The organism is Novosphingobium sp. PC22D, assembly GCF_002556635.1.
Lineage (GTDB): Bacteria > Pseudomonadota > Alphaproteobacteria > Sphingomonadales > Sphingomonadaceae > Novosphingobium.
Window position 1 is genome coordinate 139,417 of record NZ_MWMO01000004.1, and the last position, 20,488, is coordinate 159,904.

The 20,488-nt window shown below is 67.7% G+C and carries 24 protein-coding genes; 7 read left to right on the forward strand and 17 right to left on the reverse strand.

Going from position 1 to position 20,488, the window contains the following annotated elements:
- Window positions 1-102 precede the first annotated feature (102 nt).
- From B2G71_RS08975 to asd, 6 genes are all read right to left on the reverse strand, one after another.
- On the reverse strand, window positions 103-561 hold the full coding sequence (locus B2G71_RS08975; RefSeq protein ID WP_098105424.1) for a molybdenum cofactor biosynthesis protein MoaE: 459 nt from the start codon (window positions 559-561) through the stop codon (window positions 103-105).
- Window positions 558-806, reverse strand: coding sequence for a MoaD/ThiS family protein (locus tag B2G71_RS08980; protein WP_098105425.1), 249 nt, complete (start codon window positions 804-806; stop codon window positions 558-560). The genes B2G71_RS08975 and B2G71_RS08980 overlap by 4 nt, the downstream gene beginning before the upstream one ends.
- Window position 807: 1 nt before the next feature.
- On the reverse strand, window positions 808-1,812 hold the full coding sequence (moaA, locus tag B2G71_RS08985) for a GTP 3',8-cyclase MoaA (protein WP_098105426.1): 1,005 nt from the start codon (window positions 1,810-1,812) through the stop codon (window positions 808-810).
- On the reverse strand, window positions 1,812-2,153 hold the full coding sequence (locus B2G71_RS08990; protein WP_098105427.1) for a Rossmann fold domain-containing protein: 342 nt from the start codon (window positions 2,151-2,153) through the stop codon (window positions 1,812-1,814). The genes moaA and B2G71_RS08990 overlap by 1 nt, the downstream gene beginning before the upstream one ends.
- Window positions 2,153-2,524, reverse strand: coding sequence for a dihydroneopterin aldolase (locus tag B2G71_RS08995; RefSeq protein WP_098105428.1), 372 nt, complete (start codon window positions 2,522-2,524; stop codon window positions 2,153-2,155). Before B2G71_RS08995 ends, B2G71_RS08990 begins: the two co-directional genes overlap by 1 nt.
- Before the next feature lie 92 nt (window positions 2,525-2,616).
- A complete protein-coding gene (gene asd, locus B2G71_RS09000; protein ID WP_098105429.1) occupies window positions 2,617-3,486 on the reverse strand; it encodes an archaetidylserine decarboxylase in 870 nt (289 codons plus the stop codon).
- 32 nt (window positions 3,487-3,518) lie between these two features.
- Here asd and B2G71_RS09005 point away from each other — a divergent pair, with 32 nt between their 5' ends.
- The gene (locus B2G71_RS09005; protein ID WP_098105430.1) at window positions 3,519-5,174 is read left to right on the forward strand and encodes an aminotransferase class III-fold pyridoxal phosphate-dependent enzyme; all 1,656 of its coding nucleotides are present in this window, start codon (window positions 3,519-3,521) and stop codon (window positions 5,172-5,174) included.
- 65 nt (window positions 5,175-5,239) lie between these two features.
- Here B2G71_RS09005 and B2G71_RS09010 read toward each other — a convergent pair whose 3' ends face one another.
- The 11 genes from B2G71_RS09010 to coxB all read right to left on the reverse strand — a co-directional run bounded on the left by B2G71_RS09010 (window position 5,240) and on the right by coxB (window position 15,497).
- Complete coding sequence (locus B2G71_RS09010) at window positions 5,240-5,842, reverse strand: hypothetical protein (RefSeq protein ID WP_098105431.1); 603 nt, start codon at window positions 5,840-5,842, stop codon at window positions 5,240-5,242.
- Window positions 5,843-5,874: 32 nt separating this feature from the next.
- Window positions 5,875-6,519: a methyltransferase domain-containing protein gene (locus tag B2G71_RS09015; RefSeq protein ID WP_098105432.1), complete on the reverse strand. Its 645-nt coding sequence runs from the start codon at window positions 6,517-6,519 to the stop codon at window positions 5,875-5,877.
- A gap of 84 nt (window positions 6,520-6,603) precedes the next feature.
- Window positions 6,604-7,491, reverse strand: a complete 888-nt coding sequence (locus B2G71_RS09020; protein ID WP_098105433.1) for a class I SAM-dependent methyltransferase — start codon at window positions 7,489-7,491, stop codon at window positions 6,604-6,606.
- Window positions 7,484-8,887: a threonine synthase gene (thrC, locus tag B2G71_RS09025; RefSeq protein ID WP_098105434.1), complete on the reverse strand. Its 1,404-nt coding sequence runs from the start codon at window positions 8,885-8,887 to the stop codon at window positions 7,484-7,486. The genes B2G71_RS09020 and thrC overlap by 8 nt, the downstream gene beginning before the upstream one ends.
- 63 nt (window positions 8,888-8,950) lie before the next feature.
- Complete coding sequence (locus B2G71_RS09030) at window positions 8,951-9,547, reverse strand: SURF1 family protein (protein ID WP_098105572.1); 597 nt, start codon at window positions 9,545-9,547, stop codon at window positions 8,951-8,953.
- The gene (locus B2G71_RS09035) at window positions 9,547-9,945 is read right to left on the reverse strand and encodes a DUF983 domain-containing protein (RefSeq protein WP_098105435.1); all 399 of its coding nucleotides are present in this window, start codon (window positions 9,943-9,945) and stop codon (window positions 9,547-9,549) included. Before B2G71_RS09035 ends, B2G71_RS09030 begins: the two co-directional genes overlap by 1 nt.
- Complete coding sequence (locus B2G71_RS09040; protein ID WP_098105436.1) at window positions 9,945-10,766, reverse strand: cytochrome c oxidase subunit 3; 822 nt, start codon at window positions 10,764-10,766, stop codon at window positions 9,945-9,947. Before B2G71_RS09040 ends, B2G71_RS09035 begins: the two co-directional genes overlap by 1 nt.
- A gap of 66 nt (window positions 10,767-10,832) precedes the next feature.
- Entirely contained in the window at window positions 10,833-11,417 is a 585-nt protein-coding gene (locus B2G71_RS09045; protein WP_098105437.1) for a cytochrome c oxidase assembly protein, read from the reverse strand.
- 125 nt (window positions 11,418-11,542) lie between these two features.
- Window positions 11,543-12,496, reverse strand: a complete 954-nt coding sequence (locus B2G71_RS09050) for a heme o synthase (protein WP_098105438.1) — start codon at window positions 12,494-12,496, stop codon at window positions 11,543-11,545.
- Between the two features lie 142 nt (window positions 12,497-12,638).
- On the reverse strand, window positions 12,639-14,324 hold the full coding sequence (ctaD, locus tag B2G71_RS09055; RefSeq protein WP_098105439.1) for a cytochrome c oxidase subunit I: 1,686 nt from the start codon (window positions 14,322-14,324) through the stop codon (window positions 12,639-12,641).
- A 33-nt stretch (window positions 14,325-14,357) separates the two neighbouring features.
- Window positions 14,358-15,497: a cytochrome c oxidase subunit II gene (gene coxB / locus B2G71_RS09060; RefSeq protein ID WP_168176310.1), complete on the reverse strand. Its 1,140-nt coding sequence runs from the start codon at window positions 15,495-15,497 to the stop codon at window positions 14,358-14,360.
- A 208-nt stretch (window positions 15,498-15,705) separates the two neighbouring features.
- Here coxB and pyrE point away from each other — a divergent pair, with 208 nt between their 5' ends.
- Genes pyrE through B2G71_RS09090 form a run of 6 tightly spaced genes read left to right on the forward strand, consistent with a single transcriptional unit; the run spans window position 15,706 to window position 20,485 of the window.
- Window positions 15,706-16,290, forward strand: coding sequence for an orotate phosphoribosyltransferase (gene pyrE / locus B2G71_RS09065; RefSeq protein ID WP_098105440.1), 585 nt, complete (start codon window positions 15,706-15,708; stop codon window positions 16,288-16,290).
- Window positions 16,287-17,381, forward strand: coding sequence for a serine hydrolase domain-containing protein (locus B2G71_RS09070; RefSeq protein ID WP_141521533.1), 1,095 nt, complete (start codon window positions 16,287-16,289; stop codon window positions 17,379-17,381). The genes pyrE and B2G71_RS09070 overlap by 4 nt, the downstream gene beginning before the upstream one ends.
- Window positions 17,378-18,121, forward strand: a complete 744-nt coding sequence (locus tag B2G71_RS09075; RefSeq protein WP_206049359.1) for a pyridoxine 5'-phosphate synthase — start codon at window positions 17,378-17,380, stop codon at window positions 18,119-18,121. The genes B2G71_RS09070 and B2G71_RS09075 overlap by 4 nt, the downstream gene beginning before the upstream one ends.
- Window positions 18,118-18,519 carry a holo-ACP synthase gene (gene acpS, locus B2G71_RS09080; RefSeq protein WP_098105443.1) on the forward strand — a complete coding sequence of 134 codons (402 nt, stop codon included), beginning with the start codon at window positions 18,118-18,120 and terminating at the stop codon, window positions 18,517-18,519. The genes B2G71_RS09075 and acpS overlap by 4 nt, the downstream gene beginning before the upstream one ends.
- Before the next feature lie 14 nt (window positions 18,520-18,533).
- Window positions 18,534-19,376: a signal peptidase I gene (lepB, locus tag B2G71_RS09085; RefSeq protein ID WP_240530073.1), complete on the forward strand. Its 843-nt coding sequence runs from the start codon at window positions 18,534-18,536 to the stop codon at window positions 19,374-19,376.
- Window positions 19,373-20,485 (forward strand): AI-2E family transporter, encoded by a 1,113-nt coding sequence (locus B2G71_RS09090; protein ID WP_098105445.1) that lies wholly within the window; start codon window positions 19,373-19,375, stop codon window positions 20,483-20,485. Before lepB ends, B2G71_RS09090 begins: the two co-directional genes overlap by 4 nt.
- Window positions 20,486-20,488 lie beyond the last annotated feature (3 nt).

Here is a 20,488-nt window from a genome sequence, read left to right on the forward strand (position 1 = left end):
TCCTCACGTCGGCCGGGCCGAATTCGCCGCAATCGGGCATGGATCATCCCGGGAAGGGATGCGTTGATTCAGGTCAAAGCCGCGAGGAGCCGCGCGCAGGCGTCACTGCCAGCGGCGGATATCCTCGAAATCCTCGCTGCGCGGCTCGATCCAGCGCCATGAGCCGCCGGATTTCTCGCGTTTCCAGAACCAGCTTTCGGATTTGAGGTGATCCATCGCGAAGTCGGTCGCGGCGAACGCATCGCGCCGATGGCGTGCGGCCGCGGCGACCAGCACGATCGGGTCGCCGGGAAACAGGATGCCCGAGCGGTGCACGATGAGCAGGCCTTCCAGGTCCCACCGGCCGAGCACGCTCTCGGCGAGCGCGCCCATCCCCGGCAGGGTCAGCGGATCGTAGTGCCGCAGCTCCAGCGCCTCGACGCCCCCTGCCTCGGCATCGCAGCGGACCTGGCCGGTGAAGCTCACGATCCCGCCGGCCGCCGGATGCGACGCGGCGAAGCCGGCCAGTTCGTCGGCCGGATCGAACGGCGAGGTCAGCAGGCGGACGTCGGCGACGGTCAAGGCGCGCCGCCGCTGACCGGCGGCAAGAACGCCAGTTCGTCGCCGTCGCGCAGGATCGGCGCGTCGCGGTCACGCAGCAGCACGCCGTTGACCGCGAGCTTCACCCGGTCGGCGCGCAGCGCGGCGGCAAGCTCGGGCTCGAGCGCGTCGAACACCGCGTCGATTGAATCGGCGAGCGGGACTTCCCGATCGCCGCACCCGGCGATATCCTCGAGCCTGCCGAGAAAGACCAGCCGCAGCGCCATCTCAGCCGCCCGTCATCGACATGTGGCGCGCCAGCGCCGGCGCCTGGCCGCGTTCGTCGATCGCGAAGTGATGGCGCTCGGGCTTGATCCGCATCGCAGTATCGAGCGCGCGGACCAGTTCGCCCTCGGGATCGCAGGAACGCAGCGCGGCGCGCAGGTCCACCCGCTCGTTACCGCCGAGGCAGGCGTAAAGCTGCCCCGTCGCGGTAACGCGGATGCGGTTGCAGCCCGCGCAGAAATTGTTGGTGAGCGGCGTGATCAGGCCGAGCCGGCCGCCGGTTTCGGCCACATCGAAATAGCGGGCCGGGCCGCCGGTGCGGTGATCGCTCGGCGTCAGCGTCCAGCGGCTTTCGAGCCGTTCCTGCACCGCGACCAGCGGCAGGTAGTGATCGATCCGGTCGCCCTCGACCTCGCCCAGCGGCATGACCTCGATCAGCGTGAGATCGAAGCCCTCGCCATGCGCCCATTCGACGATCCGGGGAATCTCGTCTTCGTTAATGCCCCTGAGCGCGACGGTGTTGATCTTCACCTTGAGACCCGCCGCCTTCGCCGCCGCCAGCCCGCCGAGCACGTGCGGCAGCGAATCGCGGCGCGAGAGCCGCGCGAAGCGCTCGCGATCGAGCGTGTCGAGCGAGACGTTGACCCGGCGCACGCCCGCGTCGTGGAGATCGACCGCGAACTGGGCCAGCCGGGTGGCGTTGGTGGTGAGCGTCAGCTCGTCGAGACCGTCGCCGATGCGGCGGCCGATCGCGCGCACGAGATCCATCATGTCGCGACGCACCAGCGGCTCGCCGCCGGTGAGGCGGATCTTGGTGATGCCGCGATCGATGAAGCCGTTCGCAAGGTCCCGGAGCTCTTCGAGGCTGAGCACGTCCTTGCGCGGCAGGAACGTCATGCGCTCGGGCATGCAATAGGCACAGCGCAAGTCGCAGCGGTCGGTCACCGAGAGCCGCAGGTAACTGATCCGGCGCTGGAACTGGTCGACGAGGGGAGCAGGACGGGTCATCACGGTACCAATAGCACCTCACCGGCTCCGGTTCCATCGAGCGGCAAATACTGTCCCGTCACCCCGGGTGCCCGGGCGAGATAACCGGTCGCGGCGGCGATGGCATGCTCCTCGCCGCTCGCCAGCGCGTTGACGCGGGCGGGGGCGAAGCGCCGGGCGAGCCCCTGCACCGCGGCGAGCCGCCATTCGCGGTGGGTGTGGTCGGCGGGCGGAAAGACGAGCACCAGCGCGGGCGCGCCCTGTGCGAGGATCGCGGTGGCCTCGGGCAGCCAGTGCGTGTGGAAATGGGCGGCGGCGGCCAGCGGCTCGGCGGGCATCCCGTCGATCCGCAGCGCCTCCATCAGCGGCGCCCGCGCGTCAGCGTGATTCCGATCTTCTCGCCGTTCTCGCTGATCGCGAGCTTGACGATCTTGACCGTCACCGCCTCGATCCGCGCGTCCTGCACGAACAGCGTATCGCAGATGTGATCGGCGACCGCCTCGATCAGCTTGAAGTGCACGCCTTCGGGCAGGGCCTCGGAAGCGGCGAACTTGAGGTCCATGTAGTTCTTGCTGTCGGCCAGCGGGGTATCGGGCGAATAGTGCTCGATCGGCTTCATCTTCGCCGCGATGGAAATGCGCAACGGCTGCGGCTTGCCCGTCTCCTCGGAATAGATGCCGGTCAGGACATCGACGTCGAAATCGGCAACTTCGAGGAACAGGCTGTCGGACAAGAGCGCTCGCGAGGTCTGGGACGGGAAGCGCGCGCCTTCGCATTTTGACGCAAATCTGTCCAGTGGCGCCAGGGCTCGCGGCCCAAAGACCTTCAGTCCGGCAGGCGCATCAGCGGCTCGCCCATGCGGATCGTGCCGCCCTCGCAAACGCCGGGCGCGAGCGCGAAATCGCGCGGGGCGAGCACGACGATCGTCGAGCCGTGTTCGAACCAGCCCATTTCCGCGCCCTTGGCGAAGCGCGCCGAGACGGCGCGCCCGCCCACGCCGCCTTCGCGCACGCTGCGCTCGGCATCGAGCCAGGGCAGGCGGATCGAGGCGACGAGCACCGCGGCGACCGGCACCAGCATCAGCCGCGCCCCGCCATGCTCGAGCCGCACCCGGATCGGGGCACGCTCGTTGCGGCAGAACAGCCGCTCGATCCGCTTGAGCGCGATCGGATTGACGTTCCAGGTATCGCCCGAGATGTAGCGCACCTGCTCGACGGTGAGATCGTGCGGCGCGTGGAAGCGGTGATACATCCCCGCCGTAAGCCGCAGGGTGACATACCAGCCGTCGGCGAACGCCCGCGCATCCGCCATGTCGCCGACGAGCTCGTCGAGCCGGTAGGGCATGCCCTTCACTTGCAGCGCCAGCCCCTCGCTGACCCGGCCGTGCGCGCCGACGATCGCATCGCACGGGCTCGCGAGCACGGCCGGATCGGGATCGACCACGCGCGCACCCGGCTTCAGCTTGCGGATGAAAGCCTCGTGCAGCGAAGCGAACCGCGATTGTTCGCTCTGTGTCAGATCGACGTCACAAAAGAAGCGCCATAGGGCGAGCGACGCATCGCGCACCAGCGGCTGCTCGATCCTGCTCACCCGGCCCATCAGCCGCGTCAGCATGGTGCGGGGAATGCGGTTGGTGAGGAGGAAGTTCAGATCCTCCTGCGCGCCGATGCGCGCCATGGCCGAACGCAGGGTCATGGGTGAATGGTCCTGATGGAAGGAAGTGACGGGTGAAATCGAGATCGTTGCTGCTGGCGCTGCTCGGCGCGGCCGGAACCGCACTGGCGGCGGACAAGGCGCGCGCGCGGCTCAAGCTCTCGCGCGCGAAGCAGCCGGGCCTGGTCGGCCATGCCCGCATGGCGAAGCGCGCGGCGGGGCTGGTGCCGAACTATTCGTTCGATCGCGGCGCCTTCTTTCGCGCGGACGGCGCGCCGGAGGCCGTCGCCGCGCGGCGCGAGGCCGCCTTCGATCGCCTCGCCGCGCTCTATGCCGAGCGCTTCGCCAAGTCGCGCGCGGCGAGCGCCGAGATGCGCGATTCGATCCCCGACATCGCCTTCACCGGCAGCTACCGCGTGCCCTTCCCGTTCAGCCCGCTGGTGCGCGCGCATCTGGGCGCGGGCAACTTCTACCAGGCCGCCGAGGGGATCATGCTCACCGATCTCGACGGCAACCGCTTCTACGATCTCACCGGCTCCTACGGGGTCAACCTGCTCGGGGTCGACGCCTACCGCGCGATGGTCGACGAAGGCATCGCCAGGACGCGCGATCTCGGCCCGACGCTCGCCGGGCTGCACCCGGTCGTCGCCGACAACGTGCGGCGCCTCAAGGCGATCTCCGAGCTCGATGCGGTCAGCTTCCACATGTCGGGCACCGAGGCGGTGATGCAGGCGGTCCGGCTCGCGCGCTATCATACGGGACGCACCCATCTGGTGCGCTTCGCGGGCGCCTATCACGGCTGGTGGGGCGACGTGCAGCCCGGCGTCGGCAATCCGCTTCCCGCAGACCACACCTATACCCTCGCCGACATGAGCGAGCGCGCCCTCGAAGTGATCGCCACGCGCAAGGACATTGCCTGCGTGCTCGTCAATCCGCTCCAGGCGCTCCACCCCAACCGCAACGCGCCGGGCGATTCGACGCTGGTCATGGGTCGCGGGCAGGGCGGCGTCGCGCGGGCCGACTACGCCGCCTGGCTCACCCGGCTCGCGCGGACTTGCGAGGCCGCCGGCATCCCGCTGATCGTGGACGAGGTCTTCACCGGCTTCCGCCTCGCGCCCGGCGGCGCCTGCGAATACTTCGGCGTCAAGGCCGACATGATCACCTACGGCAAGACGCTCGGCGGCGGACTGCCGGTCGGCGTGCTGTGCGGGCGCGCCGACCTGATGAAGCGCTACCGCGAGGATCGCCCCGCCGACATCTGCTTCGCGCGCGGCACCTTCAACTCGCACCCCTACGTGATGGGGGCGATGGACGCCTTCCTGCGCTTTCGCGAGACCGACGAGGCCAAGGCGCTCTACCAGGGGCTCGACGAGACCTGGAACGCGCGCTGCGAGGCGCTCAACCTGCGGCTCGCGAGCGAAGGGCTGCCGGTGCGGTTGTCCAACCTCTCGACGATCTGGACGACCTGGTTCACCAGCGCGTCGCGCTATCACTGGATGCTCCAGTTCTATCTTCGGGCGGAGGGTCTGGCGCTGAGCTGGGTCGGCTCGGGCCGCTATATCTTCAACCTCGCCTACTCCGACGCGGACTTCGCCGAAGTGGCGGAGCGCTTCGTGCGCGGGGCCGTGGCGATGCGCGAGGATGGCTGGTGGCGGTCCGGGGGCGGCGATCCGGCGCCGAGGCTGCGCCGGCGCCTGATCGGCGAATTCGTGAAAGGCAGGCTGGGCTGAACGCCCGCGGCGCGGCGGCCGGGAACCGGGCCGTCCGGTTCCCGGCGCGCGTTGGCGATCCGCGCTCAGCGCATCCGCGCCGGGCGCCAGGCGAGGCCGGCCTTGGCCAGCTTGCCCGGAGCACGGTGATAGAGACGGAAGTCGCTGAACGGATCGGTGAGGATCTTGGTTGCCCAGACGATGCCGGTCGCGAGGTCGCGCTGCACCCAGAGCTGGATCACGCGGAAAACGATGCCCGTCACCGCGAGCGCGAGCCACATCAGACCGACATGGCGCGCGAACTGCACCAGCGTCGCGTGCGGCTCGAAAAGACCGAACAGGCTCGGATTCGCGAGCAGCAGCAGCGGGCTGAAGGCCCAGAGGCCCATGAGCACGACCTTGCGCGCCATGTTGTAGCCCACCTTGATCTCTTCCTTGTAGGCATCCGAGCAGTCGTTGACGTGGTCGTAGCCGCGCGGCTCGAAGAAGAAGTGGCCGGCCTGGCGACTGGACATCGCGACGCCCCAGCCGAGCAGGGCCGCGAGCGCGGGGTCCTTCCAGACCAGCACGTAGGCGACGAGGAAGGTGCAGGCGCTGATGAAGTGCAGGCTCTGGTTGACCAAGCTGTGGTGGTAGTAGCGGTGGTCGTCCCAGCGCTGTTCACGAAGCTGTTCGCGAAAACGGGTCATGACGGTTCCTGTCTGCAAATGATCTTGGGCGATCAGCCGGGGCGTTTGCCGTAGCGCAAGAGCGCGAAATGGCCGAGCGGCGGAAGCGGGCGGACTTCGATCTCGGTCACGAGCGGATGCGCGCGCGCCCAGGCCTCGTACCGGCTCATCGGAAATTCCGTGCGCCAGCCGAGACGGCTCGTCACCGGCATCAGCGCCTTTTCGATCCCGCCGCGCACGCCCCTGGTGGCGCCGATGCGGGTCGCGATGATGATCTCGCCGCCGGGCTTGAGCACGCGGACGAACTCATCGAGCGCGGCCTCGGGATTGGGCACGGCGGTGACCACGTATTGCGCGACGACGCAATCGAAGCTGTCTGCCTCGAACCGCAGGTTCTCGGCATCCATCACCGCGATCTCCTCGACATTGTCGAGGCCCAGCTTCCGGACCCGCTCGCGCGCCTTGTCGAGCATGGCATCGGCGATGTCGATGCCCGTCAGCCTCAGCGAACGGTCGTACTGCGGGAGCGAGATCCCGGTGCCGACGCCCACCTCGAGCACGCGGCCGCCGACGGCCTCCGCCGCCTCGATCGCCTGCTGCCGGCCCGACTTGAAGACGTTTCCGAATACGAGATCATAAACGGGTGCCCAGCGGTCATAGGCGGCCGCCACACCCTCGGTACGCATTACTGTTGCCACGCGGAACTCCTTGTCGTCCCGGCGTCATGAACGCGCTGTGTTTCAGTTGTGCGTCATCGCCACCCGTCCGGGCGGGCTGCGCGCCTAGTCGTTGCGCCAGCGCGCGAAGATCGCGGTGGGAAGCAGCCGCCCGCCCTCGCCTTCCTCGCGCACCGCCAGCTCGCCGTGCTCGACTCGCCCCGGCAGGCCCGCGAAGAGCTCTTCGAGCAGTCCGCCGATCGCGAGCGAGGACATGCGCACGGCATAGACCGTGAGGAACAGGAACCGGCTCTGGGCATCGAGCACGCGGCGGCAATCGGCGACGAGGCCGGGCAGGTTCTCCTCGAGCCGCCAGGTCTCTCCGCCCGGACCGCGCCCGAACTTCGGCGGATCGAGGATGATCCCGTCGTACCGCCTTTCGCGCCGCACCTCGCGCGCGGCGAACTTGGCCGCATCGTCGACCAGCCAGCGCACCGGTCGCTCGGCCATTCCGGCGAGCGCCGCGTTCTCGCGCGCCTGCGCCACCGATTTCTTCGAGGCATCGACATGGGCCACGGGCCCGCAGCCCGAAAGCGCCAGAGTTCCCACGCCGGTATAGCCGAACAGGTTGAGGCTCGCCGCGTCCTGTCTGCCTTCGAGCATGGCGCGCATCCAGTCCCAGACGGGAGCCATGTCGGGGAAGAAGCCGAGGTGCCGGAACGGGGTGCACTGCGCGGTGAAGCGCACGTCGCGCCATGCGAGCGGCCAGCCCTCTTGCGGCACCTGCTTCGCGAAGTGCCAGCGCCCGCCGCCATCCTCGTCCGAGCCCGGCACGAATTCGCCGTGCGCGTCCCACGCGGCGAGACGCGGCGACCACATCGCCTGCGGTTCAGGGCGGATGAAGCGGAACGGGCCGTAGCGCTCGAGCTTGCGGCCGTGACCCGAATCGATCAGGCCATAGTCGGCCCATGCCTCCCCGGCGAGGACCAGAGGATCGGGCGCGAGATCAGCCAGAGCGCGGCACCGCGTGATCGGCGACGTAATCGGCGATCACCGCGTAATCGCCCGCAAGTTCGACGCAGCGCTCCTCGCGCTCGAACAGGTCGCCCACGCGCGCGGGCAGCGCCGGGCGCTGGCCGGTCGCGCGCTCGACCGCGTCGCCGAACTTGGCCGGGTGCGCGGTGGCGAGGCTCACCACGGGCACGCCCGGGCCACAGTCGGTCGCGCGCGCGGCGTGGACGGCGCAGGCGGTGTGCGGATCGATCAGTTCGCCGCACTGTGCCCAGGCCCAGCTCATCGCCCGGTTCATGTCGTCGGCATCGGCGCGCGCGCTGGTCAGCAACCGGGCGGCGCCCTGCGCCTGCGCGTTGCTGAGCTGCATCGCCTTGCTCGCTTCGAAGCTGGCCATCTGATCGGCCATGGCCTTGCCATCGGCGCCGCCCAGGTCGAACAGCAGGCGCTCGAAATTCGAGGAGACCTGGATGTCCATCGAGGGCGCGGCGGTGGGCGTGACCGTGCCTTGCGAGTAGTCGCCGCTGGTCAGCGCGCGATGGAGGATGTCGTTGACGTTGGTCGCCACGATCAGCTTCGCCACCGGTAACCCCATCCGCGCCGCGACATACCCGGCGAAGACGTCGCCGAAATTGCCCGTCGGCACCGAAAATGCGACTTGCCGATGCGGCGCGCCGAGTTGCACCGCGGCGGCGAAGTAATAGACCACCTGGGCCATGAGCCGCGCCCAGTTGATCGAGTTGACCGCACCGATGGCGAAGCGGTCGGTCATCGCGCGGTCGTTGAACATGCGCTTCACCATCGCCTGGGCATCGTCGAAGCTGCCCTCGATGGCGATGTTGTGCACGTTGGGCGCGAGCACCGTCGTCATCTGCCGGCGCTGCACGTCGGAAACGCGGCCGCGCGGATGGAGCATGAAGATGTCGACCTTCTCGAGCCCGGCGACCGCGTCGATCGCCGCCGATCCGGTATCGCCCGAAGTGGCGCCGACCACGGTGAGGTTCTGTCCGCGCCGTTCGAGGAATTCTTCGAACAACAGGCCGAGCAATTGCAGCGCGACGTCCTTGAACGCGAGCGTCGGGCCATGGAACAGTTCGAGCAGCCATTGCGTCTCGTCGAACTGGACGAGCGGGGTCACCGCGCGATGCGCGAAGCGGCCATAGGCCTTGGTGGTGAGCTGGCGCAGACGGTCTGGCGTCAGGCACACGCCGACGAAGGGCTGCATCACCCGCGCCGCCAGTTCGGCATAGGGAAGGCCCGCCATCTCCGCGATTTCGGCCTCGCTGAACCGCGGCCACTCGCGCGGCACGTAGAGACCGCCGTCGCTGGCGAGCCCGGCGAGCGTGGCGCCTTCGAAATCGAGCGCCTGCGCGCTTCCCCTGGTGCTGACGTATTCCATCGTGCGCGAGCGCCTAGCGCTCCCGGGCCGCGTTGAAAAGAGGCGCGGGCGGGTTCGGTTCGCTCAGTCGGTCGCCGACGAGCCGTTCGCGTCGCCGCTAAGGCGCTTCCTCAGCGCGAGCGCGTAGATCACCAGCGCCACTGCGGCGAACAGGAACCATTGCACCGCATAGGACAAGTGGTTGTTCGGAATCTCCGACGGATCGGGCTTCGCGTTGGGCGCCAGCCCCTCCAGCGGCGGATCGGCCACGAGGCGCGGGCCCGGCGCGATCACGCCGCGCACTTCTCCGCCCTGCCAGCGCGCTCCGGCGGGATCGAGCGGCTGCCGCGACCAGCCCAGCACGACGCGCGCGACTCGTCCATCGGCGAGGACGCAGTCGGCGGTCTGCGCCACGCCCGGCTCGCCTTGCGCGTTGCGGCCGGCGATGCCGCTATGCGCCGTCACCCGCGTGCACAGCACGCGCGATCGGTGATAGAGTGCATCGCCGCCCTCGCCGCGGTCCGGCCAGGGCACTTCGGCCCCTTCGGCCTGCGCCACGCGGAACGCGGCGAGCATCGCCTGCTTCTCGTGCAGCCGGCCGATCTGCCAGAAGCCGAGGCCGATCATCACCGCGACCGCCGCCAGCACGAGCAGCGTCGGGATCAGCGGAATGCGGCGCATCATTCGTCCTTCAGCCGCCCCTCGCCCGCGCTGCGGTTGTACTCGGCCGCGAGCAGCGCCGCCTTCGCGGCGCGCAGGCCGCCGATCACCAGCGCCGTGGTCAAGGGCACCCACAGCACGACGTGGACCCAGAACGGCGGCTCGACGGCGAGTTGCAGCCAGATCGCGAGCACCGCGATCAGCCCGCCGATGATCAGCGTGAGGAACGCGGCGGGGCCATCGCCGACGTTGAAGCGCGAATAATCGAGCCCGCAGGCGCGGCAGCGCGGCGCGAAGCGGACCAAGCCGTCGAACAGGGTCTTGCCGCCGCAGCGGGGGCAAAGACCGAAAAGGGCAACCGAGGAAATCCCCGGCTGCCCTTGCGAACCCTCATTCGGACCGTTTTCGGTGTCGGACATCAGTGCGTCGGGTAACCCCAGCCGCCCCAGACGTAAACCGCGACGAAGAGGAACAGCCAGACGACGTCGACGAAGTGCCAGTACCACGCCGCCGCTTCGAAGCCGAAGTGCTGGCGCGGGGTGAAGTCGCCGCGATAGGCGCGCACCAGGCACACGATCAGCATGATCGTGCCGACGATGACGTGGAAGCCGTGGAAGCCGGTCGCCATGTAAAACGCCGAGCCGTAGGTGTTCACGCCGAAGGGGAACGGCGCGACAGAATATTCGTAGGCCTGGATCGAGGTGAACAGCAAGCCGAGCAGGATCGTCGCCCACAGACCCTTCTTCAGACCGTCGCGATCACCGTGGATCAGCGAATGGTGCGCCCAGGTGACGGTGGTGCCCGAGCACAGCAGGATCAGCGTGTTGAGCAGCGGCAGGTCGAACGCGTCGATCACTTCCTCGACGCTCGCCGGCGGCCACTGACCGCCGACCGCGTCGGAAAGCGCGGACGGGAACAGCGCGAAATCGAAGAAGGCCCAGAACCAGCCGACGAAGAACATCACTTCCGAAGCGATGAACATGATCATGCCGTAGCGCTGGTGAAGCTGCACGACCGGGGTGTGATCGCCGGCATGCGCCTCGTTCACGATCTTGGAGAACCACGCGAACATGCTGGCGAGCAGCACCGCCATGCCGATCCACGGCACGAAGTGGCCACCCGGCATGTCGTGCATGAACAGCACCATTCCGGTGGTGAAGGTGAATGCGCCGATCGTCGTCGCCAGCGGGACGATGTCAGGCGGAAGGATGTGGTAGTCGTGGTTCTTGGTGCCGGCCATCTGCCTTCGTCCCCGTTCTTCAGCTGGCTGCGCCGATGGCGCCGCGTAACTTGCCCGTGCCGCCCATTAACCGCCCGATCCGGTGCGGTCCAGTGCCTTTACGCCGCTGTCCGCGCTGGGATGGAAGGTGTAGCTCAGCGTGATCTGTTCGACGTCCTTCGCAAGGTCGTCGTCGAGGATCGCGGGATCGATGTAGTAGAGCACGGGCATGCGCGCTTCCTGGCCCGCCTCGAGCGTCTGCTCGGTGAAGCAGAAACACTGGATCTTGTTGAAATACTTGCCGACGTAGGCGGGTTCGACATTGAAGCTGGCGGTGCCGGTCACGGCATGGTCGGTGTCGTTCTTGGCCCAGAAGATGGCCATGTCGCGCGCGCCGATCGAGACCGTGTCGGTCACCTGCAGCGGCTTGAACTCCCAGTCCATGCCGCGCTCGACATTGGCGTCGAAGCGGATCGAGATGGTCTTGTCCTGGGTCTTGACGGTCGCGGCCTGCGCCTCGTCGACGCGCTGCGTCGTCCCCGCGAAACCGGTGACCTGACAGAAGATCCTGTAAAGCGGCACCGCGGCGAACCCGAGCGCGAGCATGCCCAACGCCATCGTCGCGAACACGGCGGCAATGCGCTTGTTGCTACGGCTTTGGGATGCGCTCATGGGCTCAGCTCATCTTGGCGATCGAAATGAAATAGACCAGCACCACGAAGGCGGCGAGCGCCAGCCCGAGCACCACATTGCGCTGGCGGCGGATTTTCCTGGGATCGTTCTCCTGCGCCATCGCCTCACACCACCATGCGATCGACGACCAGCGCCGCGAAAAGAGCGAACAGATAGATGACCGAGTAGGCGAAGAGCTGCTTTTCGGGCTTCATCGTATCCTCGGGGCCCTCGCGCTCGCGCAGCGCCACGCGCGCCGACAGCGCGAGAAACAGCAGCGAAAGCAGCGCGGCCGAAACGCCGTAGACCAGGCCCGCCCCGCCGATCCACCACGGTGCGACGCTGAGCGGCAGCAGGAGCAGCGCGTAGGCGAGGATCTGGCGGCGCGTCGAGCGCTCGCCCGCCACCACCGGCATCATCGGAATGCCCACCTTGGCGTAGTCGCTCTTCACGAAGAGCGCGAGCGCCCAGAAATGCGGCGGCGTCCAGAAGAAGATGATCGCGAAGAGCAGGATCGGCATCATCGTGATTTCGCCGGTCGCGGCGACCCATCCGATCAGCGGCGGAAACGCGCCCGCGCCGCCGCCGATGACGATGTTCTGCGGCGTGCGCGGCTTGAGCCAGATCGTGTAGATCACCGCGTAGTAGACGATGGAGACCGCCAGGATCGCCGCGGCGAGCCAGCCGATCGCGAACCCCATAAGGAACACCGAGCCACCCGCGAGCGCCATGCCGAAGTCGCGGGCGTCGGTCCGCCCGATGCGGCCCGTCGGCAAGGGCCGTCCGGCGGTGCGCTTCATGCCCGCGTCGAGATCGGCTTCCCACCACTGATTGAGCGCGGCCGCGCCGCCCGCGCCGACGGCGATGCACAGGATCGCGGTGAAAGCGAGGACCGGGTGGATGCGTTCGGGCGCGGCGATCAGGCCGCAGATTGCGGTGAACACCACAAGGCTCATCACGCGCGGCTTGGTCAGCGCGAGGAAATCCTGCCAGCCGGCCGGGACATTCGCGCCCGTCGTGGCGCGCGGGGCCACCCCTTCCGAGGTGAGCGGAGCGGTCGGGGTCAGGGTCTGGTTCATTGCGTCAACATACCTCGGGGCGTCCGAACGGCTTGCGCCATCAACATGCCGAAGGGGCGGGCCTTGCGACCTGCCCCGTCATCTCCCGCGAACCGGGAGACCCGGCGAGAGGTCCGGCCCCCAGCGGGGCCGGACGATCGCATCAGTGGTGACCGGCCGATTCGATCACCGGAAGCGTTTCGTACTGGTGGAACGGCGGCGGGCTCGACAGCGTCCATTCGAGCGTCGTCGCACCCTCGCCCCAGTAGTTGTCCTCCGCCTTCTTGCCGGCGGTGAAGGCGTAGATGATGTTCACGAACCAGATCAGGATCGAGACGGCCATGATCTCGTAGCCGTGGGTCGCGATCTGGTTCCAGTAGGTATAGGCCTCGGCGTAGTCCGGATAGCGGCGCGGCATGCCCTGCAGGCCGAGGAAGTGCATCGGGAAGAAGATCATGTTCACGCCCACGAAGAACACCCAGAACTGGATGTGGCTGAGCAGTTCGGAATGCATCCGGCCGCTCATCTTCGGGAACCAGTAGAAGAAGCCCGCGAACAGGCCCGTCACCGCGCCGAGCGAGAGCACATAGTGGAAGTGCGCGACGACGTAGTAGGTGTCGTGCAGCACGTCGTCGACGCCGCCGTTCGCCAGCACGACGCCGGTGACGCCGCCCACGGTGAACAGGAAGATGAAGCCCAGGGCCCAGACCATCGGCGACTTGAACTCGAGGCTGCCGCCCCACATCGTCGCGATCCACGAGAAGATCTTCACGCCGGTCGGCACCGCGATGACCATGGTGGCGGCGGTGAAGTACATCTTCGTGTTCACCGAAAGGCCGGTGGTGTACATGTGGTGCGCCCACACGATGAAGCCGACCACGCCGATCGCGACCATGGCGTAGGCCATGCCGAGGTAGCCGAAGACCGGCTTCTTCGAGAAGGTCGAGACGATCTGCGAGATGATACCGAAGGCGGGCAGGATCATGATGTAGACTTCGGGGTGACCGAAGAACCAGAACAGGTGCTGGTAGAGGATCGGGTCACCGCCGCCGGCCGGGTCGAAGAAGGTCGTGCCGAAGTTACGGTCGGTCAGCAGCATGGTGATCGCCGCGGCGAGAACCGGCAGCGCCAGCAGCAGCAGGAACGCGGTGACCAGCACCGACCAAACGAACAGCGGCATCTTGTGGATGGTCATCCCCGGCGCGCGCATGTTGAAAATGGTGGTGATGAAGTTGATCGCGCCCATGATCGAACCCGCGCCCGCGAGGTGCAGCGCGAAGATGCCGAAGTCGACCGCGGGGCCCGTCGAGCCGTAGGTCGAGAGCGGAGCGTAGACCGTCCAGCCGGTGCCCGCGCCGTTGCCCATGCCGCCCGGCACGAAGGCCGAGGTGAGCAGCGAGCAGAAGCCGGCGACCGTCAGCCAGAACGAGATGTTGTTCATGCGCGGGAAGGCCATGTCCGGCGCGCCGATCATGAGCGGCACGAACCAGTTGCCGAAACCGCCGATGATCGCGGGCATGACGAGGAAGAAGACCATGATCAGGCCGTGGGCCGTGATCAGCACGTTCCAGGTGTGCAGCGTCGAGTTGAAGTCGGGGTTGGTCGCGCCGAACCAGCGCGCGAAGGTATCGAGGTACTGGATGCCGGGCTCGGCGAGCTCGACGCGCATCATCCCCGAGAAGGCGCCGCCGACGATCCCCGCGAAGATCGCGAAGATCAGGTACATCGTGCCGATGTCCTTGTGGTTCGTCGACATGAACCAGCGCGCGAAAAAGGCGGGCTTGTGATCGTGGTCGTGGTGACCGTGATCCTCACTATGGGCCTGGAACTGATCTGCAGTGGTTGCCATGGTCTTGGGACCTCTACCTTCTTATGTCTTCGCTTACGCTTCGGGAGCGGCGGTCATGTCAGCTTCGGGCGCGGCTTCTTCGGACGCCGGAGCGGCTGCCGCCGCGGCGGCCGGAGCCGGTTCCTGCCCGTCGATCTGCGCACCCGCGTGGGTCATCACCCAGGCGTTGTACTGCTCGCGCGGCAGCGCTTCGACAGCGATCGGCATATAGCCATGCTTGGCGCCGCAAAGCTCGGAGCACTGGCCGTAGTAGACGCCCGGCTTCTCGACGAAGAGTGTTTTCTCGTTGATGCGGCCCGGAACGGCGTCGAGCTTGAACCAGAGCGAGGGCACCGCGAACGAGTGGATCACGTCGGCGGCGGTGACCTGCAGGCGGATCGGCTCGCCAACGGGGACGACCATACGGTTGTCGACCTCGAGATGCGAAGGACCGTCCCAGGGCTCGGACCCGACTTCGCGAATGCCGTTGTTGATGACGGGCGCGCCCGGGATGTTGAGCATGTTCGAGACGACCTCGAAATCGCCGTTGTCCGGATAGCCGTAGGTCCAGTACCACTGGTTGCCGGTGATCTTGATCGTCAGTGCTTCCTTGGGCGCGGGCTTGAACTGCTTGGCGAGCAGGTCGATCGAGGGCACCGCGATGCCGATCAGGATCAGCACCGGCAGCAGCGTCCACACCACTTCGAGCAGCGTGTTGTGGCTGGTCTTCGAGGCGACCGGATTGGCGCGCTTGTTGTAGCGGACGATGATCACGATCAGCAGCACCAGCACCAGCAGGCTGATGACCGTGATGATCGGCATCAGCACCGCGTTGTGGATCCAGTGACCGTATTCACCGAGTTCGGAGTACTGGTCCTGCAGACCGATGCCGCCTTCGACCGGCATGCCGACGCCCGGCGTCGGCTTCATCGGCGTGTAGGAACCCGCCGCGGCCGCATCGCCCGTGGGCACGTCGGGAACGATCGGATTGCCCGCGTTGGCGGCGGGCTCCGCACCCTTGTCAGGCGCCTTCATCCGCTCCGCACCGGTCTGCGCTTCGACCGAAGCCGAAACGTCGCCACCGGCCGGAGTCGGCGCCGCCTGCGCGAGCTGCGGCGCTGCGAAAAGGGCCAGCGCGAGTCCAGCGGCCTTCGCCGCACGAGTGACAGCACGAGCATTCCGGGTGAAATTCATCGTGATATTGCTTCCGTTTTCCCTTGGCGCGCCGCAGCCTTTCGGCTTCCGGCGCGCACCCCCGACAATGGAGACGAAGCCCCTAGCGCCGGGCCTATACGCGCGCTTGCGGCGTGTCTCAAGCGCCTCTAGGGGAATTTTTGCCTTGGGGACAAACCCAAAATGCAATGATCTCGCGCAATCGCACCCACAGGGAAAAGCAAAAGCCATGCAAGAAGATGACGTCCTCGCCGAGCTCCGTGCCAGCAAGGCGCTGCTCGAGGGGCACTTCCTCCTCTCCTCGGGACGCCACAGCGCGCATTATTTGCAATGCGCGCGCGTGCTGATGAACCCGGAGCGCGCCGGCAGGCTGGCGGTCGCGCTCGCGGCGAAACTGCCCCACGATATCCGCAGGAACATCGAAAAAGTCATCTCTCCGGCGATGGGCGGCGTGATCATCGGCCAGGAGATGGGCCGCGCGCTCGGCGTGGACGCGATGTTCGTCGAACGGCCCGAGGGGACTTTCGAACTGCGCCGCGGCTTCGAGCTCTCGCCCGGCGACAAGGTGCTGATGGTCGAGGACGTCGTCACCACCGGCAAATCCTCGCGCGAGGCGATCGCCGCGATCGAGGACGCGGGCGGCAAGGTGATCGCGGCGGCGGCGCTGGTCGACCGTTCGGCGGGCGAAGTGGACCTCGGCGTCCCCTTCACGCCGCTGGTCTCGCTCAGTTTCCCGACGTACGCGCCCGACGAACTGCCCCCCGAACTCGCGGCCACGCCCGCCATCAAGCCGGGCAGCCGGAAGCAGGCGTGACTCGCGCAGGCGCCGCGCTCGCGGCCTTGTGCTGCCTCGCCGGGACACTTTCTGCGACGGCAGCGCAAGGCGCCCCTGCCGCGCTTCCCGCCGTTGCGCGCGTGCGCGCCATGGCCGAGGCGCAGGGCTTCGCGGGCACGATCCTGCTGGGCCAGGCGGACGGAAGCTACCGGGTCGCGACGGTCGGCACGTCTGCGCTGCGCGAAGATGCAGTCTGGCGCTGGGCCTCGATCACCAAGCAGCTCGTCGCGGTGATCGCGATGCAGGAGGTGGCGCGCGGCAAGCTCGATCTGTCGGCGCCGGTGACGCGCTACTGGCCGGACTGGAACGCCCCGCACGGCGGCGAGATCCGCGTCTACGACCTGCTCAAGCACGAGAGCGGTCTGCCCGATCCCGACGAATCGCCCCGCGACCCGGACGGTGTTCCGAACTTCTATACGAGCGCCCTCGCCGCGCCCCAAATCGCCGCCGCCCGCTATTGCGCGGGCAAGCCCGCCGGCCCGCCGCGCAAGGCCTATGTCTATAACAACTGCGACGCCATCGTGCTGGGCGAAGTCCTGCGCCGGATCACCGGAAAGGCGCTGCCGGCGCTGCTCGAAGAGCGCATCGCCCGCCCCCTCGCGCTGCGCAGCCTCGGCGTCTACCGCGTCGGCAAGCCGCGCCCCCCGGACCACGTGCGTCCCATCGGCGAGGGCGCCGCACGCGATCCGCTGATCGACCTCGGCGCCTATGGCGCGGCGGGCAGCGCCTACGGCACGATCGCCGACCTCTGGCGTTTCGACCACGCGCTGATGACCGGCAAGCTGCTCGCCGCGCCCGAGCGCGAGGTCCTGTGGGCGAGCACGATGAAGGGCGGGTGGCGCGCGCTGTTCCAGTGGACCTACCCCGTGCGGTTCGAGGCCTGCGACGCGCCGGTGCGCGTGGTCGAACGGCAGGGCCTGGTGCAGGGCGTAGAACTGCGCAACTACCTGCTGCCCCAATCGAATCAGGCCGTTATCCTGTTCGGGAACAAGCGCCCTCTGCGCTTCGGCCAGCCCTGGGAGGGCAAGGGCCTGGCGCACAATCTCATCGCGAAAGTAGCATGCCCATGAACGAAAGACTGCGCCTCGGCGTGAACATCGATCACGTCGCCACGATCCGCAACGCGCGCGGTGGCGACCATCCCGATCCGGCGCGCGCCGCCGAAATCGTCGCGCAGGCGGGCGGCGACGGCATTACCGTGCACTTGCGCGAGGACCGCCGCCACATCCGCGACCACGATCTCGAACGCGTCCAGGCGGCCACCGGGCTGCCGCTCAACCTGGAAATGGCCACGACCGACGAGATGGTCGAGATCGCGCTGCGCCATGCGCCGCACGCGGCCTGCATCGTTCCCGAAAAGCGCGAGGAGCGCACCACCGAGGGCGGGCTCGACGCCGCCGGGCTGCACAACCAGCTCGCGCCGATCGTCGCGCGCCTGTCCGATGCGGGTGTGCGGGTGAGCCTGTTCATCGAGCCCGATCCGCGCCAGGTCGAGGCGGCGATGAAGCTCGGCGCCCCGGTGGTCGAGCTTCACACGGGCGAATACGCCCATGCTTTCGATCATCCCGGCCAGCCCGAGCAGCTCGCCTACGAACTCAAGCGCATCACCGACATGGCCGCGCTCGCCGCAAAGAACGGGATCGAGCCGCACGCGGGCCACGGCCTCACTTATGACAACGTTCAGCCGATCGCGGCGATCCCGCAACTGGCGGAGCTCAACATCGGCCACTACCTGATCGGCGAGGCCATCTTCACCGGGCTCGAGGCAAGCGTGAGAAGGATGCGGACCCTGATGGACGAAGCGCGGTGATCATCGGCCTCGGCTCCGACTTGTGCAACATCGAGCGGATCGCCAATTCGCTCGAGCGTTTCGGCGAGCGCTTCGAGAACCGCGTCTTCACCGAGATCGAGCGCGCCAAGGCGCGGCGCCGCCCCTTCACCATCGCCGGAACCTACGCCAAGCGCTTCGCCGCCAAGGAAGCCTTTTCGAAGGCGGTCGGCACCGGCTTCAAGGCCGGGGTGTTCATGAAGGACATCGGCGTCGTCAACGCCCGGTCGGGCGCGCCCACGCTGGCGCTCACCGGCGGCGCGGCGCAGCGCCTTGCCGCGCTCACGCCCGAGGGTCACGAACCGGTGATTCACCTGACGCTCACCGACGATCACCCATGGGCGCAGGCCTTCGTGGTAATTGAAGCAAGGCCTTTATGAACGGACCCCGACCCATGCCCGCACCCAACAGCCAGCCCAAGGAAAAGGTAAGCTGGGCTTCCGAACTGCGCGGGCTCGCGCTGATGCTGCTCGCGGTGCTGGCGTTCCACTCGCTCGTCGCCAAGCCGTTCTACATTCCCTCGATCTCGATGATGCCAAACCTGCTGGTCGGCGACCGTCTGGTGGTAAGCAAGTTTCCCTATGGCTGGAACTGGTCGTCGCTCAGCTTCCATCTGCTGCCGCGCGGCACCTGGCGTCTTTTCGGGGCGAATCCCGAGTACGGCGACATCGTCATCGTCGTGCCGCGCAACCGGCGCGAGGACCTGATCAAGCGCGTCGTCGCGCTGCCCGGAGACCGGATCGCGGTAGTCAACGGCCAGATCGTGCTCAACGGCAAGCCGGTGCCGCAGGAAGTGGAGCCCACGCTCGAACTCGCGGTCGATCCCAACCAGCCCTGCGAGGACTACACCTTTCCGCGCCTGCGGCGCCGCACGCCTGTCGGAACCGAAGCATGCGAATTGCCGGTGCTGCGCGAAACTTTGCCCAACGGCGCGAGTTATCTGGTCATCGATCACATGAACCAGGAACTCGACAACATGGCCGAGATCGAGGTTCCGGAGGGGCACGTATTCCTGATGGGCGACAACCGCGACCATTCGGCCGACAGCCGCGAACCGCTCGACCTCAACGGGCTGGGCGGTCCGGTGCCGCTTTCCGACATCGGCGGCCGCGCCGAATTCGTAACCTTCTCGCTCGACGGCACCCAGAGCTGGAACCCCCTGAGCTGGTGGCCGGCGCTGCGTGACGGCCGTTCGTGGACGACGTTGCGCCCGGCGATCGCAAGCGACGGGGAATGAGCGAGGGTCAATCAGAGGACCCGAGCCGGCCCCATGTCGGCCCCGGCCCGACCGATATCGACGATCCGCTGATCCGCACCGAAGCGCGCAAGGCTTTCGTCTGGCTCGGCGTGGCCGCCGCGTTCGCGCTCGCCGTCCTGCTTTCGGGTTCGCTGCTGGTGATCTTCGGCGGGGTGGTCTTTGCCGCGCTGATCGACGGCGGCGCGCGCCTTCTGCGCCGTGTCCTTCCCATCGCTCGCGGCTGGCGCGTGGCGATCATACTCGTCGCCGCCGCGCTATTCCTGCTGTGGACGGCGCAATTCGCGGGCAACCAGATCGCGGTGCAGGCGGCGGCGCTGCCCTCCACGGTCGAAACCCAGTTCTTCAAGGGTCTCGCCTGGCTGCAGCAGCGCGGCTTCGACATCGAGGCCGACGACGTCCGGCGGCTTGCGCAAGAGGCGATGGGCGGGATCGGCCAGCTCACCCGGGCCGTGGGCGGGATCATCGGCGCCTTCACCACGATGTTCCTGATCCTGGTGCTCGGCATCTATTTCGCGCTCGAGCCTCGGCTCTACCGCAGGGGCGTGGCCTGGATGCTCCCCGCCGACCGGCGCGACTACTTCCGCGAGACGACCGAGGAAATGGCCGGCGCCCTGCGCCGCCTCCTCGCCGGACGGCTGCTCGGCATGACCGTCGAAGGCATCGCGACCTGGCTGCTGCTCGAAATCTATGGCGTGCCGATGGCCGCGCTGCTGGGCCTGATCACCGGCCTCCTCGCCTTCCTGCCCAACATCGGCGCGCCGATCTCGGGGGCGATCATGGTCATGGTCGGCTTTTCCGGCGGGGTCGACATGGGCATCTTCACGATCATCGTCTACGTCGTGGTGCAGACCGTCGACGGCTACGTGATCGTGCCGATGATCGCGCGCAAAACGGTCGACCTTCCGCCCGCGCTGGTGCTCGCCGCCCAGCTCATCATGGGCGTGCTGTTCGGCATTCTCGGCCTCGCGCTGGCCGATCCGCTGGTGGCGATGATCAAGGTCTGGCTCGAGCGCGAAGCCGCCCGCCACGAGAATGGCGGCGCCTCCGATGCGGATGGCCGGGACGACGAGGGCATGGAGACAGCCTGACAT

Bases quoted from the DNA above. Each gene is read 5' to 3' on its own strand.
- B2G71_RS08980 (WP_098105425.1), bottom strand. From the start codon at position 806: ATGGCGCTGCGGCTGGTCTTTCTCGGCAGGCTCGAGGATATCGCCGGG.
- moaA (WP_098105426.1), bottom strand. From the start codon at position 1,812: ATGACCCGTCCTGCTCCCCTCGTCGACCAGTTCCAGCGCCGGATCAGT.
- B2G71_RS08990 (WP_098105427.1), bottom strand. From the start codon at position 2,153: ATGGAGGCGCTGCGGATCGACGGGATGCCCGCCGAGCCGCTGGCCGCC.
- asd (WP_098105429.1), bottom strand. From the start codon at position 3,486: ATGACCCTGCGTTCGGCCATGGCGCGCATCGGCGCGCAGGAGGATCTG.
- B2G71_RS09010 (WP_098105431.1), bottom strand. From the start codon at position 5,842: ATGACCCGTTTTCGCGAACAGCTTCGTGAACAGCGCTGGGACGACCAC.
- thrC (WP_098105434.1), bottom strand. From the start codon at position 8,887: ATGGAATACGTCAGCACCAGGGGAAGCGCGCAGGCGCTCGATTTCGAA.
- B2G71_RS09030 (WP_098105572.1), bottom strand. From the start codon at position 9,547: ATGCGCCGCATTCCGCTGATCCCGACGCTGCTCGTGCTGGCGGCGGTC.
- B2G71_RS09035 (WP_098105435.1), bottom strand. From the start codon at position 9,945: ATGTCCGACACCGAAAACGGTCCGAATGAGGGTTCGCAAGGGCAGCCG.
- B2G71_RS09040 (WP_098105436.1), bottom strand. From the start codon at position 10,766: ATGGCCGGCACCAAGAACCACGACTACCACATCCTTCCGCCTGACATC.
- B2G71_RS09045 (WP_098105437.1), bottom strand. From the start codon at position 11,417: ATGAGCGCATCCCAAAGCCGTAGCAACAAGCGCATTGCCGCCGTGTTC.
- B2G71_RS09050 (WP_098105438.1), bottom strand. From the start codon at position 12,496: ATGAACCAGACCCTGACCCCGACCGCTCCGCTCACCTCGGAAGGGGTG.
- ctaD (WP_098105439.1), bottom strand. From the start codon at position 14,324: ATGGCAACCACTGCAGATCAGTTCCAGGCCCATAGTGAGGATCACGGT.
- coxB (WP_168176310.1), bottom strand. From the start codon at position 15,497: ATGAATTTCACCCGGAATGCTCGTGCTGTCACTCGTGCGGCGAAGGCC.
- pyrE (WP_098105440.1), top strand. From the start codon at position 15,706: ATGCAAGAAGATGACGTCCTCGCCGAGCTCCGTGCCAGCAAGGCGCTG.
- B2G71_RS09075 (WP_206049359.1), top strand. From the start codon at position 17,378: ATGAACGAAAGACTGCGCCTCGGCGTGAACATCGATCACGTCGCCACG.
- lepB (WP_240530073.1), top strand. From the start codon at position 18,534: ATGCCCGCACCCAACAGCCAGCCCAAGGAAAAGGTAAGCTGGGCTTCC.
- B2G71_RS09090 (WP_098105445.1), top strand. From the start codon at position 19,373: ATGAGCGAGGGTCAATCAGAGGACCCGAGCCGGCCCCATGTCGGCCCC.